The organism is Shewanella sp. BJSY2023SW007 (genome assembly GCF_047314525.1).
GTDB lineage: Bacteria > Pseudomonadota > Gammaproteobacteria > Enterobacterales > Shewanellaceae > Shewanella > Shewanella chilikensis.
The window spans coordinates 15,946-34,416 of sequence record NZ_JBKORL010000008.1 but is presented as its reverse complement, the minus strand read 5'-3'; the positions used below and the strand labels follow the sequence as shown (position 1 = coordinate 34,416).

Below are 18,471 nucleotides of genomic sequence, written 5' to 3'. Positions count from 1 at the left end.
ATTGCTCGGCAGGCGCTAAAGTGGCTGTTGCTCGCCGCTTTCCAGCCACAGTGGCTTGGGTTTCATGGCGCGGATAAACCAGGGGTGCTCGAGCCAGGCCTGCAGCCATTGATTAAGACAGGGCAGGGGGGCTGCATTGAACCTGGCTCTATCCACATGGGCAAATTGGCGCACAAAAGGGAAGATGGCGAGGTCCGCCGCGCTCATACGCCCGAGCAACATGGCTTGCTCTTGCTGCCCTTGAGCCTCAGCCAGTCTCTGCTCCAGTGGCAGCAAGTATAGGAGCGCTTGTTCAAAATAGCTTTGCTGGCTGAACTCAGGGTAACGGTCAAAGTATTTGTATCTGTCCAGCAAAGGCTTGAATGCCCTGTCATTGGTTGCAATCAGGGCTGAGATAAGGTTTTCTTCCTCAGGATTTTGCGGCAGCAATGAGTGGGGATCGGCTTGCGCCAATGCCCAGAAGAGGATATCCAGACTCTCGTCAAGCACCCTTCCACCGGCGAGTTGCATCACAGGCACTGTGCCCTTCGGCGATAGGGCCAGCATCTCCTGCGGCTTATTTTTCAGCAGAATTTCCCGCACCACAACAGACTGGTCGGCGGCAATCAAGCCCAGTCTGGCGCGCATGGCATAGGGGCAGCGGCGAAAGCTGTACAGCATAGTTTGACTGCTTACTTGAGTCACAAGAGTCCCTTGGCATTTCAATAAAACAGCCATTGTAGGAATGACTCGGGTGACAGGCAAGGTTGCTGTCCATAACGGCATATAGAGGATTAAGTCGTTACGATACGGCTACTTGATTCAGAAATCGCCTAATAACCCTACTTTTGCTGTCTATTTGCGCTACTGTGATTGGGATAGAATGGCGCCCCCATTTTGGGAGGCCGATCACCTAAGGAAGGTTCCAGAAGGTGAGGCTGTTATGCACTGGAAATTAGGTTCCAGCCAGCAGAAGTTGAGGTAATGATGTCCAAAATAGTTGTATGCGCTTTATATAAGTTTGTTTCCCTGCCGGATTATGAGGCTTTGCGTCAGCCGTTGCTCGAGACCATGGAAGACAATGGCATTCGCGGCACCTTGCTGCTGGCTGCCGAAGGCATTAATGGCACAGTGGCCGGCTCGGAAAGCGGCATCAATACCCTGATGGCCTGGTTGGATGCCCAGAATGGCCTGGATAATATCGTCTCCAAGCGCTCATTTGATGATGAGATGCCGTTTTACCGCACCAAGGTCAAACTCAAGAAAGAGATAGTCACCATGGGGGTGGAAGGCATAGATCCCAGAGAAGTGGTCGGCACCTATGTCAAACCCAAAGACTGGAATGCGCTGATCTCCGATCCCGATGTGCTGCTGGTTGATACCCGCAACGACTATGAAGTGCAAATTGGTACCTTCAAGAATGCCGTCAATCCCGAGACCGAGACTTTCCGCGAGTTCCCAGAATATGTGAAGCAGCAGCTGGATCCGGCCAAGCACAAGAAGGTAGCCATGTTTTGCACCGGCGGGATCCGCTGTGAAAAGTCCACCGCCTACCTTAAGCAACAAGGCTTTGATGAGGTGTATCACCTTGAAGGTGGGATCCTCAAATATCTGGAAGAAGTGCCCGAAGAGCAGAGTCTGTGGCAGGGAGAATGCTTTGTCTTCGACAACCGGGTTTCAGTGGATCATCAGTTGCAAAAAGGTCAGTACGATCAGTGTAATGCCTGCCGGATGCCGATAACCGAGGCCGATATGCAGAGCCCGGCCTATGAGCAGGGTGTCAGCTGTCCCCATTGCATAGATAAGCTGGATGAAAAGCAGCGCCGGCGATTTATCGAGCGTGAGCGGCAGATGCAACTGGCCAAGCGCCGCGGTGAGGCTCACATAGGCGCCGATGTCAAAGAAGTGATCCATAAGCGCCGTGAGCAGAAACAGCGTCAGAAAGAGCAGGCCAAGCAAACGTCCTGATAGCGCTAAGAAATCTAATCATCGAAGGAGCCCATTGGCTCCTTTTTTGATATGCAGATGATTTAGGTTCCTCCAGTCACTATGGTTTTTCGAGCCGGAACAAACAGCAGCCTTCCCCCCACTCAATCCCCATTCAGGGGTCTTGAGCCCCAAGCCGGTTTTTCCTTTTATTTGTGCTGCCCAGCCAAAGCCCTTCACATAACTGCAATCTTGATTAACCAAATTTGTCATCTGGATCTTCGACAATCAGGCCGCACTACCTTTACTTGTGACCAATTTACTTCAACCCAATACGGATGATGAAAGTGATGAAAAATAGATTAGCTGCGTTGATCTCTTGCAGCCTGGTAACCATGGCGGCCAACAGCGCCGTGTTGCCCAGTGTTCAAACTGACAGCCATTGGTATAAGGAAAGCGCCCAGCGGGTGTCAGACAAGGCTAGATTAGAATCAAAAGCAAAAGCCAAAAACGTCATTTTGTTTGTCGGTGACGGTATGGGGATCTCCACCTTGACTGCTGCGCGTATCTACCAAGGGCAGCAGCTGGCCGGTAACCAGGGTGGTGAAGAGAATTTCCTGAGTTTTGAGAAGTTTGACCATACCGCATTGATCAAGACCTATAACACCAACCAGCAAACACCGGACAGTGCAGGCACCATGACGGCCATTGCAACCGGGGTAAAGTCCAAAGCGGGGGTGATTTCGGTATCCGAACAGAGCCTTCGTGGCAACTGCCTGTCATCCAAAGGCAATGAGCTGGTGACTCTGGTGGATCTGGCCAATGCCAAAGGCTTATCTACCGGTGTGGTGAGTACTGCACGTATCACCCACGCCACTCCGGCAGCAACCTATGCCCATAGCCCGGAGCGTGACTGGGAATCTGACGCCAACTTGCCTGCCGAGGCGGTAGCCAACGAGTGTAAAGATATCGCCTACCAGATGGTGATGCGCGATAAAGACAATGCCCTGTCAGTTGCCCTGGGCGGCGGTCGCCGCGCCTTTATCCCTGAAACCGTGACAGATGGCGAGAACAAGAAAGGGCAACGTAAGGATGGCCTGGACTTGACCAAGGCTTGGGTCGACAACCTGGACAACGCCGCCTATGTGTGGAACAGCACAGAGTTTGACGCCATAGATGCCGGCACTACAGATCACCTGCTGGGCTTGTTCAACTCCTCCCACATGGAATATGAAGCGGACCGCGCCGATGATGTGGGCGGCGAACCTTCATTGACCGAGATGACAGCGAAATCTCTCGAGATTTTGCAGAAGAATGACAAGGGCTATCTGCTGATCGTCGAGTCGGGTCGTATCGACCATGGTCACCACGCCGGTAACGCCAAGCGCGCCCTGGCCGATGCGGTGGAACTCTCCAACGCCGTTAAGGCGGCGGTCGAAAACACCAACCCGGAAGAGACGCTCATTCTGGTCACCGCCGACCACAGCCACGTGTTCACCATCGCAGGTTATCCGAAGCGGGGTAACCCTATTCTGGGTCTGGTGCACGGCGTGGATGGAAACCTTTCTACTGCCCTCGATGGTAAGCCATACACTACCTTGGGTTACACCAATGGCCCGGGCGCCGTTGTGGGGAACCGTGACGACCTAACCTCAGTGGACACTCAAGACAAAGACTTTATGCAACAAGCTCTTATTCCTATGGGAAGTGAAACCCACGCTGGTGAAGACATCAGTCTGCATGCCACAGGCCCCGGCGCCAACCTGGTGCAGGGTGTGATGGAGCAGAACGTGATTTTCCACATTATCAATCAAGCCCAAGAGCTTGGCGGTACTAAGTATTAATTGGGAGCAAGGAAATGAATAAGAAATTACTGGTACTGTCTTTGGCCGCGATTCTCGGCTTGGCGGCCTGTGGAAGTGACGGTGACAACGGCAAGGACGGCAACGCAGGCACTCCGGGCACGGATGGAAGCAACGGCAGTGACGGAAAAGACTGGACCGCCGTTAATCAATGGTATGTCGATGGTCAAAACCGCGTCACCAAGGCGTCCAATATGAGCAATAACACCCAGGCGGGTGCGGCGAAAAACATCATCTTGTTTGTCGGCGATGGCATGGGCGTTTCAACTGTGACGGCGGCGCGGATCCTCGATGGTCAGCTTAAGGGGCAGACCGGAGAGGAAAACTCACTCTCCTTTGAGACTCTGCCTTATCTTGGCCTGGCCAAGACATATAATGTCGATGGTCAAACCCCGGATTCGGCCGGCACCATGACGGCCATGGTCACCGGGGTAAAGACGGACGTTGGCGTGATCTCACAGGCTGAAGGTGTTGAGCGCGGTGTTTGTTCCTCCGCTAGCGGTCAAAACCTGGTGACTTCGCTGGAGCTGGCCGCCATGGCCGGTATGGCTACCGGTGTGGTTTCAACGGCACGTATCACTCACGCGACCCCGGCGGCCACTTATGCCCATGTGCCGGATCGCGACTGGGAAACGGACAGCAACTTGCCAGCCGAAGCCGTCACCAACGGCTGTAAAGATATTGCCGCCCAGATGCTGGACTTCAATAACGGCAAAGGGATCAATGTGGTTATGGGCGGTGGTCGCCGCGCGTTTATTCCCAACACTACTATCGATCCTGAAGGCAAAGCAGGTAAGCGTAACGATGGTCGCGATCTGACCGCCGAGTGGCTGTCCCAGTACCCCAACGCCAGTTACGTTACCGACCGTGACAGCTTCCTGGCGATGGATACCGGCAGCACAGAGCATGCGCTGGGGCTGTTTAACTCCTCTCATATGGAATATGACTACGACAGAGTCGAGACCGGTGTTACCGGAGAGCCTTCTCTGGCAGAGATGACGGCCAAGAGTATCGATATTCTGAAAAAGAACGACAAAGGCTTTGTCCTGATAGTTGAAGCCGGTCGTATCGACCATGCTCACCATGCCGGTAATGCGGCCCGCGCCCTGCACGACACCATAGCCTTGTCTGAGGCGGTACGTGTCGCCATGGAGAAGACTTCGGCCAATGACACCTTGCTGATGGTTACCGCCGACCACAGCCATGTGTTCACCATCGCCGGCTATCCGACCCGAGGTAATCCTATCCTGGGCCTGGTGAAGAGTAACGATGCCAACGGTCAGCCGTCGGTCACCAACTCTACCGATGCCAACGGCATGCCTTATACCACGGTTGGTTATGCCAATGGTCTGGGCTTTGGCTCGCTGGCGACCGGTGGCGATGAGCGTTACAACTATGCCGCCGAGCCTGGTCGGGTGGATTTGAATTACATAGACACCCAGAGTGTGGGGTTCCATCAGGAGGCATTGGTGCCGCTGGAAAGTGAAACCCATGCGGGTGAAGATGTGGCCATCTTCGCTCGCGGCCCGGGTGCCAGCCTGGTTCAGGGTACGGTTGAGCAGAACCACATCTTCCATGTGATGAACTTTGCCGGTGACCTGGTCAATAAGGCCGAGGCCGCCGCGGCGCAATAAAGTTTAGCGTTTCGCAGCCTGATGCCCCTGCTTATCCCTAGGTTCAAGCAGGGGCATCAGGCTACTTCTTTGGTTTTGGTCTTTGGTTTTAGTCTTTTGTTTTAGAGTCATATCAGTAGGTTTATTATGTCCCGTGTAACATTCAAGCCAGCGTTTCCCTTTTTTCCCCGCGTAGCGCTTCATATCGCTCCTCGCACCGCTCATTGCACAGCCCCTCGCGTTCTTGGTCGCCCACTCACATTGTCAATCACATTGTCACTCACGCTGTCACTCACTTTGGGGATCACAACTTCTCTGGGGCAGTTTGCCATGGCCAATACTCAGTCTGTCAGCAACCAGCCTGGCAGCCAGGAGCACGCCCATGTCAAAGCGGGCGGCTCAATTGGCGATGATGCTAATGTTTGTGCCGCCAACCCCGGTCGTTTTCAAGCCAGCTATCAGATCACTGTTGGCAGCGGTGATCAGGCCAGGCAGCAGCAACTGACCCTGACGCGCTTTGACGATACCATCATCTATCAACGCAGCCCTGTCAGCTACGAGGCTTGGCATAAAAATGGTGAGTATGTGCGTTATTTCCCCCAGGAGAAACGCTCTATCAGCTATCGCCGTGGTGACCTCTTGGCGCTGAATATTCACACCGATCTCGATAGGCAGTTTCATCTGATATCGCCTGCAGCCTTGAGTCAATTTGAAAAGGGCCAAAGCCTGCAGGATAGCTGCTTCACCCGTCAGAGCTATTCCCTTAAGAGCAAGAGTCATGAACAAAGCCATAGTCATGACGCAGGTCATGAAGAAAACCATAGTCACGCGAACAAAAGCGCCTCCGAGCCGCAGTCTTTGCAATTGAGCTGGATAAGCGAGCTGGAGCTGCCGGCCGAGATGACTATCACTCAAGGTGAGCAGCGTATTGTTTATCGGCTCAGCAAGCTGACGCCTGTGAGCCAGGAGAGTTTCAAGCGGCTTACCTCAGGTTTCCAGGACCTCGACTTTGCCGATGTGGGCGACAGTGAGTCTGACCCTTTTATTGCCAAGATGATCACCCAGGGCTTTATTCAACATGGCAGCTCAGGCTTCTACTCGGCAGATGGGCAGCAGCTTGAAGGCGGGCATCACAGCCACTGATTAACCCCCAGTTACCGATATAACAAGGGCCTAGTCACAGGACGTCAGTTATCGGCATAACTTATCTGCAGCTCAAAACCCAACGGGGCGAGCTGCTTTTGCTCCCGCTGCAGGTCTTTGGCAAACAGGCTGATGCGTTGACGCGGCTCGGGCAGGCTTATCTGCATCCCTGTTGCCGTGGGTTTTACCCGGGTGATTTTCAAGCTGCGGGCGATACGGCCGAGATTCAGCAACACGGCGAGGCGCAGCAGCGTCATTAAACGGATTAGGCGTAATTTCTGAGCGGGCTCCAGTTGTGCCAGCGCCTCCAGGTTGGGTTTTTTGCGCTGGTTGCCAATCAGCAGTGCCAGCAGCTGTTGCTGCTCTTGGCTGAAACCGGGCAGATCGCTATTGGCTATAATGTAGGCACCGTGTTTGTGGTGAGCGCGGGAGTTGATATGGATCCCTATCTCATGCAGTTTCACCGCATGTTCCAGCAGGGAGCGCCAGGGCTCGAGTTGCCAACAGTCGGCCACGGCATCAAACAGCTGTTTGGCGGAAGTGGCCACCTTGGCGGCATGGTTCAAGTCCACATGATAGAGTTTGGCCATGCTCTCGACAGTGCGACCGCTGACATCACCGAATTGGCTGATCCCGGCAAGTTCGTAAAGTACGCCTTCGCGCAGTGCCCCTTGCGCAAACTGCAACTCGGTGACCGGCAGCCTCTTGAAGAAGCTGATCAGGATAGCCAGCCCCGCCGGTAGCAAAGGCGCACGTTTGCTGTCCACCTGCGGCAGTTCAATCTGATCCACATGCCCCCAGTCGAGCAACTGCTGCTTCAACTGCTTGAGCCTGGGCAGAGTGATGGTTTCATCGTTGAAGAAGTGCTGCATCGCCTCGCAGATGGCCTTGACACTGCCTGAGCTGCCAAGAGTGAGATCCCACTGGCCACTGAAATATTCCTTGGCCAGTGAGGCAAACTGTTTATCGGCCGCTGCTTGGGCGGCGCGAAAGGTCTCCAGTGTTAGCTTGCCGTCGACAAAGTATTTCTGGTTGTAACTGACGCAGCCACAGCGCAGGCTGGAGAGTATCTGCGCCTGAGTCTTGTGGCCAAGCACCACTTCGGTGGAGCCTCCGCCGATATCTATGATGAGGTTGCGCTCTGCCAACTCCTGGCTGTGGGCTATGCCCTTGTAGATAAGGCGCGCCTCTTCATGGCCGGATACCACTTCGACCGGGTAGGGCATAATGGCCCTGGCAGCCTCGATAAAGGCCTCACGGTTACGGGCGACTCTCAGAGTGTGGGTGGCCACCAGTCTGACTCTGGCCTGATCCAGAGTGGAAAACCTGAGGTTGAAATCCTTGAGGCAGGCGAGACCGCGCGCTATAGCGTCATTATCCAGCCTGTTGTCCTGATCCAGCCCTTCGGCCAACTGTACCAGACGTTTCTCTTTATGCAGGATCTGAATGCTGCCATCCTGCTCGCGGGCTATCACCAGATGAAAGCTGTTGGAGCCCATATCCACAGCGACAAAATGCTTGGGTGTTGCAGTCAAGGTGGTCCTCATTTTGCTATTGTGTCGGTTCCTGGGGCTTGGCCAGATCCAGTTGCCGCTGTTTTTCGTAGTTGCCCAGATATTGATGTATGGCTATCTGGGATCTTACCTTACGCTTGTTGCCCCGCTTACGGTAGGGGTTGGATTGATCTTTGTTGATCACCCGCGCCTTGATGTTGTCGGCAAATTGCAGCGCCAGGGTATCGAGGATCATCTGCTTCAAACCGGGATCATATACCGGGGTGCTGACTTCAATACGGTTATCGATATTACGCCCCATCCAGTCGGCAGAGCAGAGAAAGAGTTTGTTTTCGCCGCCTGAGTGGAACAGCATCACCCGCGAGTGCTCGAGGAATCGGTCCACTATGCTGACGACCTCAATATTGTTGCTGATCCCGGGAATATTGGGAATAAGCGCGCACATACCGCGAATAAGCAGACGGATTTTGACGCCGGCGCTGGACGCTTCATATAGCTTTTGGATCATCGCCTCATCCACCAGATTGTTGAGCTTGAGGGTGATGGCGGCCTTGATGCCGCTCTGGGCATTGATGATCTCCTGCTCGATAAGGCCGGTCAGCTTCTGGCGCGCATCATAGGGTGAAACTATCAGGTGCTGGAAATTATCTCGTCTGTAAGGGTGCTCAATCAACTCAAATACCTGTTCTATCTCGGCGGCAATTTCCTGATTGGCGGTAAACAGCGAAAGGTCGGTATACACCCTGGCCGTACCCTCGTTGAAGTTGCCCGAGCCAATGTGGCCATAGAGGCGCATTGCGCCGCCTTCCTCACGGCCGATAAGGCACATTTTGGCATGGACCTTCAAGCTTGGGATCCCATGGTGCACCTTGACGCCAGCCTCGGCCAGCACCCGGCTCCACTCGATATTGGCCTGCTCATCGAAACGGGCCCTGAGTTCAATCACAGTGGTGACCTGTTTGCCGTTTTTCACCGCATCTATCAGCGACTGGATGATATGGGACTTTCTCGCCACCCGATAGAGGCTGATTTTGATGAACTTGACGGCAGGATCATAGGCCGCCTGGCGCACCAGCTCGGTAAAGTGGGAAAACTTGTGATAGGGGTAATAAAGCATGATGTCGCCGCGGCGAATGGCGTCAAACTTGTTGGCACAGACACTGAATCCGGCCGAGTCCAGTGCCGGAAGCTTGTCGTTTTCCAGGTATTTGCGCCCTGGATTGGGAAAGCCGATAAAGTCCTTGAAGCTGTGGTAACGGCCGCCGGGGATCAGGCACTCGGTATTGGAGATATTCAGCTGCGCCGTAAGCATGCTCAGCATATGCTCCGGCATCTCTTTGTCATACACCAGACGTACCGGCTCGGCGGTGAGGCGCTTTTTCAGGCCCTTGGTGAGCTTTTCCAACTGGCTCTGTTCCAGCTCATCGGTGAGATCGAAGTCGGCGTCGCGGGTCAGCTTCATGGAGAAGACTTCAATCTCTTCATATTCGAAGAAAGGGGAGAATAGCTCATCGACACAGTGCCTTATGATGTTGTCTAGCAAAATTAAGTGTTTGCGGCGCTTTGAGGTTTCAGCCGGCAGTTGGATGAAACGCGGCACATTTTTGGTGGGCACTTCCACCAGGGCGTACTGACGCTTTTCCCGGCTGTAGAGGCACACCGCCAGATAGGTGGTGTCATCGTTGAGTTGTTTGAACAGCTCGGAGCGGTTGCTGAGGATAAGCGGAGTGATGTGGCGCTTGAGCTGATCCTTGAAGTGCTTTTTCAACCATTGGCTGTGAAAATCGCTCAGTTGTTTCTCATTGATGAGAAAGATGCTGTGTCTTGCCAGTTCCCGCATTAACTCGCCGTAAATGGCGTCGAAACGCTCTTGCAGTATCAGGACCTTGGTCTGGATCTTGGCCATCAAATGGCGACTGGAGTTGCGACCTTCCTGCAGGCTGGATAACAGAATCGAGCGGCGCACCGCAGCAACCCTGACCCGGAAGAACTCATCCATGTTGTTGGAAAATATGCCCAGAAAGCGAACCCGTTCCACCAGAGGAACCAGAGGATCGGCCGCTTCCTGCAAGACTCTTTCATTGAAAGACAACCAGGAAAGCTCCTTATCCAGAGAAAATTTTTCGACGGACGGTGACACGGTAAAGACTCCTCGTGAGCAGACGCCGGGCATAGAGAAAGCCCGGCAAATATACAATAACACTCTGATATCCGCTTGTAATCAGAGAATAAAGGCGGGGCGCAGTTTCTTGGTTTTACGCTTTTGGGGCCCGGCCCAGGTTTGAATTCGGGGTTGCGCCGGCGCTAAGGAAGGTGCGAACAATTCCCATGTGTGCTCCGCGTCGGCTTACAGACCTGGATGCAAGGCGTGGTTCCAGCAAATGGTTTTAGTCCTTTGTCCTTTGCCAGAACGCAAGAACGCAAGAAGCGTTCCCTAAGGGTAGAGCGAATTTATGTCGAAAGAATGACAATCCCCCACTTTGGTCAAAGAGAGCGATATTGACGATTGGGTTTTCTGCCCTGCTTATGCTATGTTGCGCTCTTTTTTCTCGGCCGGTTTCCTGGCCGGGAGCGGGCGCTGAGGCTTTGTCTTCAAAGCAAAACGCGGCGCCCGGGCCACTTAGAGCCAGCGAAAGCAGGAGGACGGAATGTTTGCAGGTTTTGACTATGGCAGTGCCAACTGCGCCATTGGCGTAATGGATGGGGGCCAGACCCGGCTCTTGCCTCTGGCCGAGGATGGCAACTATATGCCATCGACCATTTATGCCATGGAGCGCGAACTCATTTCCGAGTCTGTGCTGCAGCGCTTGCCTTTGGCGGCCCAGGCTGATTTCAAACCCAAACGTACTGCCGAGCTGAGTCGCGCCCGAATGGCGCGCCTGGAGCTGGACTTGCTTGCCAACGAGCAAGCGGTATTCATCGGCAATCAGGCGATTGAAACCTATATGGAGATGCCGGAAGATGGCTTCTATGTTCGCTCGCCCAAGTCATTCCTTGGCGCTTCGGGCCTGCTCAGCAATCAGATGGCGCTGTTTGAAGATATCGTCACCCTGATGATGCAGGAAATTCATACCCGGGCGCAGCAGAGCCTGAAACAGGCAATTTCCCAGGTGGTGATCGGGCGGCCGGTTAACTTTCAGGGCATTGGCGGCGAGCAGAGCAACAAGCAAGCAGAGGCTATTTTGACTCTGGGGGCCCGGCGCGCCGGGTTCACCGATGTGGCTTTTTTGTATGAGCCTATGGCGGCTGCCCTTGAGTTTGAGTCGACACTCACCCGGGAGCAGCGGGTGCTGGTGGTGGATATTGGCGGCGGTACCAGCGACTGCTCCTTTGTGCGCATGGGGCCTGAGCTTAAAGACAAGAAAGATCGCAGTGACGACTGCCTGGGCCACAGTGGTCAAAGGGTAGGGGGCAACGATCTGGATATCGCTCTGGCGATGGCCGGTTTTATGCCGCATTTGGGGCTTGGCAGCGCGCTGATCACAGGCAAGCCTATGCCAAGGCAACCCTTCTGGAACGCGGTCGCCGTCAACGATGTCAGTGCCCAGCGGGAATTCTCTGCCTTGAGTAGTCGCAAGTTGATCGAAGAGCTGCAGCGGGATGCCAAAGAGCAGGCGAAACTTGCGCGCTTATTGAAGGTGCAAAAAGATCAGCTGGGTTATCGTTTGGTGCGCAGTGCCGAGCAGCTTAAAATCGCCCTGAGCGACAGTAAGCAAGCCGCTATGGATATAGGTTTTGTCGAAGCGCCCAAACCGCGGCCCTTGACTGTGAATGTCGATGCCGCCACCTTTGTGGCCGCCATCGATGAATCGCTCGAAACGGTGCACAAACTTATCACCCAGGCTTTGACGGAAGGGGGATGTCAGCCGGATGTCATTTATCTCACAGGTGGCAGCGCCAAGAGCCCGTATATTACCGAGCAGATCCGCGCGCGTTTCCCTGATGTGGCTTTGGTCAGTGGCGATCACTTCGGCTCTGTGGTGGCCGGCTTGACCCGCTGGGCCGAGCGCCTGTACCGTTAGTCGCAATTATTGCACTTTGATTGAAAGAGGACTCTTCATGGCACTGAAAAAAACGCCACTCTTGGCCGCGTTGGTCGCTACTGTGGCGACAAGCTTGCTCGCCGGCTGCGGCGATGATGTAGGCAAGGTCAGCCTGGGCGTATTTACCACCAAAGATGTGATCATAGATGCCAAGACAGATCCCAAACTGCCCGGTGTTACCTGTCATATCAGTCGCATAGAGGCCAATCTGGATTTTGCCGACCCATCGGATATGAGTATCAGCTGTCGCCAGACAGGGCCGATAACCAAGACGCAACTGGCCGGTATTGAACTGGGGAAGAAGGGCGAGATAGTGTTTACCGAGTCCTTGAGCATCTTGTTCAAGAGCCTCAAGGTGAGGCGTATCTATGACAGTGAACACCAGACACTCCTGTATCTGTCCTATTCCACCAAAGAAACCAACGGTAGCCACAAGCACGCCCTGTCCACTGTGCCGCTGTGGGGAACCGACGCCTACGAGCCAAGGCCACAGGCGTTAAACAGATAGTTCCGGGGGGGCAGGTAAGAGTCACCAGGGAATAGGCTTTTGCTTCTTTTTCATTGCACTATCTTACATAGAGGCGGTGATGGCTAGAGGAGACTTGGTCTGCTCCCTGTTCAGCTAGCCTTAATTAATTTGAATGAAGGTTATCAGCCCCTTGATTCTGCTTTATGCCTCGCCATAGCAGTAGGCCACCGAGTATCAGCACCAAAGTAATCACGGGCCCACCGACCGTATAATCGTTTAAGGCGATCATCGGCGGCAACTGGGCCTTGTCTTGGTATGCTGCATCGGACACTAGGATTAGAAGCGCCAAACCTGCTGCCGCCAACAAGGCGATACCGTTGGAGCGGCACCAGTTACGGCGGCGGTTGAGAAAACCGGCGAGGGTGAGACTGACAGCCGCCAGCAAGGCGCCGAAGATAACCATAAAGTATTTTGCCGGTTGTTGCTCCGGCAGGCTCTGGAAGGCACCAAAAATACAGACATAAGTTGAAAAAGCGCCGACCAGCAGTAATAGGTAAGCAAGCAATATACGCAGCAGTGACATACGGGTCCTTGTTGTCTTTGGGAAAGGTGGCGATTAAAACATAAAAAAAAGCCCACTTGAAACAAGTGGGCCGCAAAAATTAAATTATTGCAATCAACAAATTGAAGGAAGGAAGTCAAGCATAAGAACCAGGGAAAACTGCCATGAAAACTACACAACAGTTTTGAAGTTCTTGGTTTTCATATTTACCGGGGTAAATACTTCCTGAAAACGAGGCATATTTTAGTGACAGAATGTGTCAGCAACAAGCGAGAAAAACTACGTCATGAGATAAATAAAACTAATGCTACAAAGGTGATGTAAATCACGTAAATGCAGTTATAGCCCGCGTTTCGCTTCTTTAATCAATGCCGCTGCATAAATTTGCAATTTATATAATTAATCCTTGTTGCCGTTTTATTAACATTTGTCATTGTTCAATCCTTGCACAGATTGTCATTTGACGATTGTGTCGGTTTTTTTTGCTTGTATAGTACTTTGCAAGTCGCTGCGTTTGCATTTTTTGCTAAAACGCCGCTGTACGCCTCTTTATTTAGTCGGACAGGAAGTTTCCATGACAATAACTACAAAATTGGCTCGCCCTATGCTTTTGGCGGTTGGCTTGAGCCTGGCGCTCGGCGCCTGCCAGAGCACAGATACTCCAAATGGTCAGAATGCGCTGGCTACCGTTAAGTCCCAGTATCCGGCGACCCGCGCCGAAGTGCTGGTTGAAAACATTCACGGTGTTCAGGTTGCCGATCCTTATCGCCACCTGGAAGAAAGCACTCCGGAAACCGAAGCCTGGGTCAAGGCTCAGCAGGTTTTTGGACAGGAGTATCTGTCGGCTATCCCCAACAAGCAGGCGGTAGTCGACAGGATCACCACCCTGTGGAACTACGAAAAAATCTCTGCTCCTTTCGAAAAGGGTGACAACACCTTCTACTACCGCAACGACGGTCTGCAGGCCCAGTCAGTGCTCTATGTCAAAGACAAGCAAGGTAATGAGAAGGTGTTGCTGGACCCCAACGCTTTCTCCGACAAGGGCACAGTTGCCCTGTCCGGCGTGTCAGTGAGTGACGATGGCAAGGTGCTGGCCTATGGTGTCTCTGAGTCCGGCTCCGACTGGCAACAGTGGCAGTTTATGGATATTGCCAGCGGCAAGCTGCTCAGCGACAAACTGGAGTGGATCAAGTTTTCCTCTGCCGTGTGGGATCACGCCAATGAAGGCGTATTCTATGCCCGCTATGATGCCCCGGCCGGCGGAGACAAGATGGCCGATGTCAACTTCAACCAGAAGGTTTACTACCATAAGCTGGGCACAGATCAGAGCCAGGACAAGCTGGTTTATCAAAGGCCACAAAACAAGGACTGGGGCTTTGGTATCGGTGTTTCTGAAGACGGTGACTATCTGCTGCTGTCCATCTCTCAAGGGACCGACAGCCGCAACCGCTTCTTCTATAAGTCACTCAAAGATCCCAAAGCGGAAGTGGTCGAGCTGATTTCCGAGTTGGAAGCCGAGTACAGCTTTATCGGCAACGACAAGTCAGTGTTCTACTTCAAGACAGATCTTGATGCCCCCAACGGCAAAGTGATTGCGATAGATTTACGCCGCCCGGCCAAAAAAGACTGGAAGACAGTGATCCCTGAGACAAAGGACCCTATCGCCAGTGTTGGTATCATCAATGATCACCTGGTGGTGAGCTCACTGCATGACGTGCTGGGGCAGCTGTCCATCTACTCCATGGGCGGCGTCAAGCGCCAGGACGTGACTCTGCCTGGCAAAGGCAAGATTGCCGGCCCATACGGCAAACGCAGCAAAGACTACTTCTATTACACTTTCAACAGCTATGTGCAGCCGCAGACCACCTATAAGTTTGACTTCAAGACAGGTGAGTCCGAGCTGTACCAGAGCCCTAAAATCGCCTTCAATCCGGATGATTACGTATCCGAGCAGGTGTTCTACACCAGCAAGGACGGTACCAAGGTGCCGATGATGCTGTCCTACAAGAAAGGGCTGAAGAAAGACGGCACTAACCCGACACTCCTGTACGCCTATGGTGGTTTTGCCATCTCCATGACCCCAAGATTCAGCCCGGCCAATATCGCTTGGTTGGATATGGGCGGCATCTATGCTGTGCCCAGCCTGCGTGGCGGCGCTGAATATGGTGAGAGCTGGCACCAGGCAGGTATGTTCGACAAGAAGCAAAATGTGTTTGACGACTATTTTGCCGCTGCCGAATACCTGCTGGATCAGGGCTATACCAACAAGAGCAAGCTTGGCGCCTATGGCCGCAGTAATGGTGGTTTGTTGATGGGCGCCGCCGTGACCCAAAGACCGGATCTGTTTGCCGCCGTGCTGCCCGCCGTTGGGGTACTGGATATGCTCAGATTCCACAAGTTCACCATAGGCTGGGCCTGGACCAGTGAATACGGCAGTGCCGACAATGCAGAGCAGTTCCCGGCGTTGCTGGCTTACTCGCCATATCACAACGTCAAGTCTCAGGCTTATCCTGCGACCATGGTGATGACAGCCGATCATGACGACAGGGTGGTGCCGCTGCACAGCTTCAAGTTTGCCGCCATGATGCAGGCCAAGCAACAGGGGGATCAGCCGGTTATCATGCGTATCGAGTCCAATGCCGGTCACGGTGCAGGTAAACCCACGGCGATGAAGATAGATGAAGCGGCGGATATCTTCACCTTCCTGTGGCACAACTTTGGCTTGACCCTGCCGAGCAAAATCGACGGTTAAGCTTAAGTTAAGCCTTGAAAAAATAAACTGGGGCCTGCGGGCCCCTTTGCTTTTTCCGCCATTCACAAGCGGATTGTGGATAAGGTATAGTAGGCCTCACTTTTGGCGCATTAAAAGCAAGTGGAAGCATGTTTCGTTGGCCTATCACTGTCTATTATGAAGACACAGACGCGGGTGGGGTGGTTTACCATTCCAACTATTTGAAATTTTTTGAAAGAGCCCGAAGTGAGTGGCTCAGGTCTATGTCGGTGAGCCAAACCGCCCTGTTGCAGCAGGATATCGCCTTTGTGGTACGCCACGCCGAGCTGGATTTCTGCAAGGCGGCGCGATTTGAGCAGAACCTTTGGGTGGAAACCCGTGTCTCAGAAGTGAAGCGGGCATCTTTGGTGTTTGAACAGCGCCTGGTAGATGCCGAGGGTGAGTGTTATTGCGCGGCCAGCATTCTGGTTGCCTGTATTTCGCTCGAGCGCATGCGGCCATTGGCCATTCCCCAACACATTTTGCAGGAGTTTAAAAAAGGTGGAAGCTGAGATTTCGTTTATTGGATTATTCATGCAGGCCAGTCTGTTGGTAAAACTGGTGATGCTCACCTTATTGTCTCTGTCTATCGCGTCCTGGGCTGTGATTATCCAGAGGCGCAAACTCCTGAAAGCGGCCAGGCAAAATGCCGAACGCTTCGAAGAGAAATTTTGGTCCGGTGTAGATCTCAATCGTTTATACCAGGAGCTGTCGGCTCGCCAGGAAAGTAACTCAGGGCTTGAGTCCATGTTCGTATCCGGTTTTAAGGAATACGCCCGCCTCTCAAAACTGAACGGTCGGGTGCCAGAAGCCATTATGGATGGCAGCTATCGCGCCATGCGGATCTCCCTCTCCAAAGAGCTGGATAAGCTGGAAACCCATCTGCCACTCTTGGCAACCATAGGCTCCACCAGCCCCTATATTGGCCTGTTTGGGACAGTTTGGGGGATCATGAACTCCTTTATCGCCTTGGGCGCGGTGGAAAATGCCACCCTGGCCATGGTGGCACCGGGTATTGCCGAAGCGCTTATTGCTACCGCCATGGGCCTGTTCGCCGCCATTCCTGCGGTTATCGCCTACAACAGATTCTCTACTCAGGTGGAAAAGGTCGAGTCTTCCTACGCCAACTTTATGGAAGAGTTCTCCGGCATATTGCACCGTCAGGCATACAGCGATAAGGAAGCCGTATGATGCAGGGATATCAGCGCAAGCGGCGTCGCCCCGTCGCTGAAATCAATGTGGTGCCCTATATCGACGTGATGTTGGTGCTGCTGATCATCTTTATGGTGACGGCGCCGATTGTGACTCAAGGGGTGAAAGTAGACTTGCCTCAGGGTGAGGCCGAGCCGCTGCCCGCCGACAGCAAGCCGCCTGTGGTGGCCTCCATCAATGCCGAGGGTGAGTATTTTCTCGACTTGGGTGGCTCACCCAATAATGAGGTGCTGGATCTGGAAGAGATCAGCACCCGGGTCAGCGCCATCATCCAAATGGAGCCGGATCGCCCCGTGGTGGTTAAGGGCGATCGTGCCATTCCCTACGAGCGGGTAATTCAACTGATGGTATCGCTGCAACATGCCGGCGTGCCTTCGGTCGGTTTGATGACAGATTCGCCAGAGGAGAAGTAAGTGGCTGGGAAATCTGATTTTACTGTCCCCTTTATCATCTCAGCTGTGCTGCATATTGGGGTTATTGCGATTCTGGCCATGGGCGTGGACTTTCATGACAAGCCAAAGCCGCAGCCCACCCAGGCGCAATCTGCGCCTGTGCAGGCCGTGGTGGTCGATCAGCAGAAAGTGGACGACTATGTCCAGAAGCTGAAACAGGACAAGGCCGCCGCCGAGCGCCGTGAGCGCGAGCGGCAGCAGGAGCTGGACCGCCAGGCCAATGAGGCTAGAAAGGCCCGCGAGCAGGAGCAGGAACGGATCCGCAAGCTGGAAGCCGAGCGCAAGCAAAAAGAACTGGAGACCCAGAAAGCCGCCGAGGCTGCCAAGGCTGCCAAGCTGAAAGAGCAGCAGGAGAAAGAAAAGGCCCAGAAGGCGGAAGCCGAGCGTAAGGCCAAGGAGCAACAGCGTAAAGAAGCCGAAGAGGCTGCCTTGAAGGCCGAGCAGAAACGCAAGGCTGAAGAAGTCGCCGCCAAGAAGGCGGAAGAGGAGCGCAAACGCAAAGAGGCTGAGCGTAAGGCCAAAGAGGAAGCCGAGCGTAAACGCAAGGCCGAGGAAGAGGCCCGTCGCCGTCAGGAGCAGGAGTTGGCCGAGGCGCTGGCCGCCGAGCAAGCCGCCTTGTCTGCTACCCGCAATCGTCAGGTCATGAGTGAAGTCGACCGTTACCGGGCGATGATCACCGCCACTATTCAGCGCAATCTGGTGGTGGACGAGTCGATGCGCGGCAGAGTCTGTAAGGTTAAGGTGCGTCTGGCCAAAGATGGCTTTGTCACCAACAGCCAGATCATTGAAGGGGATCCTGTGGTATGTCGCGCCGCCAAGGCCGCTATCAATAAAGCCGGGCGTTTGCCGGTTTCCCAGGAGCCCGATGTGTATCAGCTGATGAAAGAGATTAATTTAGAAGTTAGACCGGAATTCAACTAAGGGAG

15 protein-coding genes are annotated in these 18,471 nt (G+C 53.8%); 11 read left to right on the top strand and 4 right to left on the bottom strand.

Going from position 1 to position 18,471, the window contains the following annotated elements; genetic code table 11:
* Nucleotides 1-15: 15 nt before the first annotated feature.
* Nucleotides 16-660, bottom strand: a complete 645-nt coding sequence (locus ACMHXE_RS02330) for a glutathione S-transferase (RefSeq protein ID WP_335921236.1) — start codon at nucleotides 658-660, stop codon at nucleotides 16-18.
* Nucleotides 661-966: 306 nt separating this feature from the next.
* Between ACMHXE_RS02330 and ACMHXE_RS02325 the strand changes: the two genes are divergently transcribed.
* The 4 genes from ACMHXE_RS02325 to ACMHXE_RS02310 all read left to right on the top strand — a co-directional run bounded on the left by ACMHXE_RS02325 (nucleotide 967) and on the right by ACMHXE_RS02310 (nucleotide 6,523).
* On the top strand, nucleotides 967-1,947 hold the full coding sequence (locus ACMHXE_RS02325) for a rhodanese-related sulfurtransferase (RefSeq protein ID WP_045283770.1): 981 nt from the start codon (nucleotides 967-969) through the stop codon (nucleotides 1,945-1,947).
* 299 nt (nucleotides 1,948-2,246) lie between these two features.
* A complete protein-coding gene (locus ACMHXE_RS02320; RefSeq protein ID WP_146508158.1) occupies nucleotides 2,247-3,749 on the top strand; it encodes an alkaline phosphatase in 1,503 nt (500 codons plus the stop codon).
* Between the two features lie 14 nt (nucleotides 3,750-3,763).
* Nucleotides 3,764-5,401, top strand: a complete 1,638-nt coding sequence (locus ACMHXE_RS02315) for an alkaline phosphatase (RefSeq protein WP_413731258.1) — start codon at nucleotides 3,764-3,766, stop codon at nucleotides 5,399-5,401.
* A gap of 240 nt (nucleotides 5,402-5,641) precedes the next feature.
* Entirely contained in the window at nucleotides 5,642-6,523 is an 882-nt protein-coding gene (locus ACMHXE_RS02310) for a hypothetical protein (RefSeq protein ID WP_208191726.1), read from the top strand.
* A 44-nt stretch (nucleotides 6,524-6,567) separates the two neighbouring features.
* Here ACMHXE_RS02310 and ppx read toward each other — a convergent pair whose 3' ends face one another.
* Both ppx and ppk1 read right to left on the bottom strand, forming a co-directional pair.
* Nucleotides 6,568-8,058, bottom strand: coding sequence for an exopolyphosphatase (gene ppx, locus ACMHXE_RS02305; RefSeq protein ID WP_413731256.1), 1,491 nt, complete (start codon nucleotides 8,056-8,058; stop codon nucleotides 6,568-6,570).
* Between the two features lie 16 nt (nucleotides 8,059-8,074).
* Entirely contained in the window at nucleotides 8,075-10,210 is a 2,136-nt protein-coding gene (ppk1, locus tag ACMHXE_RS02300; RefSeq protein WP_373296840.1) for a polyphosphate kinase 1, read from the bottom strand.
* 475 nt (nucleotides 10,211-10,685) lie between these two features.
* On the opposite strand from ppk1, the gene yegD reads away from it, so the two are divergent.
* On the top strand, nucleotides 10,686-12,059 hold the full coding sequence (gene yegD, locus ACMHXE_RS02295) for a molecular chaperone (protein WP_413731255.1): 1,374 nt from the start codon (nucleotides 10,686-10,688) through the stop codon (nucleotides 12,057-12,059).
* 37 nt (nucleotides 12,060-12,096) lie between these two features.
* On the top strand, nucleotides 12,097-12,588 hold the full coding sequence (locus tag ACMHXE_RS02290; RefSeq protein ID WP_101057268.1) for a CreA family protein: 492 nt from the start codon (nucleotides 12,097-12,099) through the stop codon (nucleotides 12,586-12,588).
* A gap of 124 nt (nucleotides 12,589-12,712) precedes the next feature.
* Here the strand turns inward: ACMHXE_RS02290 and ACMHXE_RS02285 are convergent, their stop codons facing one another.
* Nucleotides 12,713-13,132, bottom strand: a complete 420-nt coding sequence (locus tag ACMHXE_RS02285) for a hypothetical protein (protein WP_412495921.1) — start codon at nucleotides 13,130-13,132, stop codon at nucleotides 12,713-12,715.
* Between the two features lie 553 nt (nucleotides 13,133-13,685).
* Here ACMHXE_RS02285 and ACMHXE_RS02280 point away from each other — a divergent pair.
* From ACMHXE_RS02280 to tolA, 5 genes are all read left to right on the top strand, one after another.
* The gene (locus ACMHXE_RS02280; RefSeq protein WP_101057272.1) at nucleotides 13,686-15,863 is read left to right on the top strand and encodes a prolyl oligopeptidase family serine peptidase; all 2,178 of its coding nucleotides are present in this window, start codon (nucleotides 13,686-13,688) and stop codon (nucleotides 15,861-15,863) included.
* Between the two features lie 128 nt (nucleotides 15,864-15,991).
* Entirely contained in the window at nucleotides 15,992-16,393 is a 402-nt protein-coding gene (gene ybgC / locus ACMHXE_RS02275) for a tol-pal system-associated acyl-CoA thioesterase (protein WP_025011952.1), read from the top strand.
* Nucleotides 16,383-17,072: a protein TolQ gene (gene tolQ / locus ACMHXE_RS02270; RefSeq protein WP_025011953.1), complete on the top strand. Its 690-nt coding sequence runs from the start codon at nucleotides 16,383-16,385 to the stop codon at nucleotides 17,070-17,072. Before ybgC ends, tolQ begins: the two co-directional genes overlap by 11 nt.
* The gene (gene tolR, locus ACMHXE_RS02265) at nucleotides 17,069-17,506 is read left to right on the top strand and encodes a protein TolR (RefSeq protein ID WP_071237975.1); all 438 of its coding nucleotides are present in this window, start codon (nucleotides 17,069-17,071) and stop codon (nucleotides 17,504-17,506) included. The genes tolQ and tolR overlap by 4 nt, the downstream gene beginning before the upstream one ends.
* Nucleotides 17,507-18,466 carry a cell envelope integrity protein TolA gene (tolA, locus tag ACMHXE_RS02260; RefSeq protein ID WP_165564981.1) on the top strand — a complete coding sequence of 320 codons (960 nt, stop codon included), beginning with the start codon at nucleotides 17,507-17,509 and terminating at the stop codon, nucleotides 18,464-18,466.
* The last annotated feature ends 5 nt before the right edge of the window (nucleotides 18,467-18,471 follow it).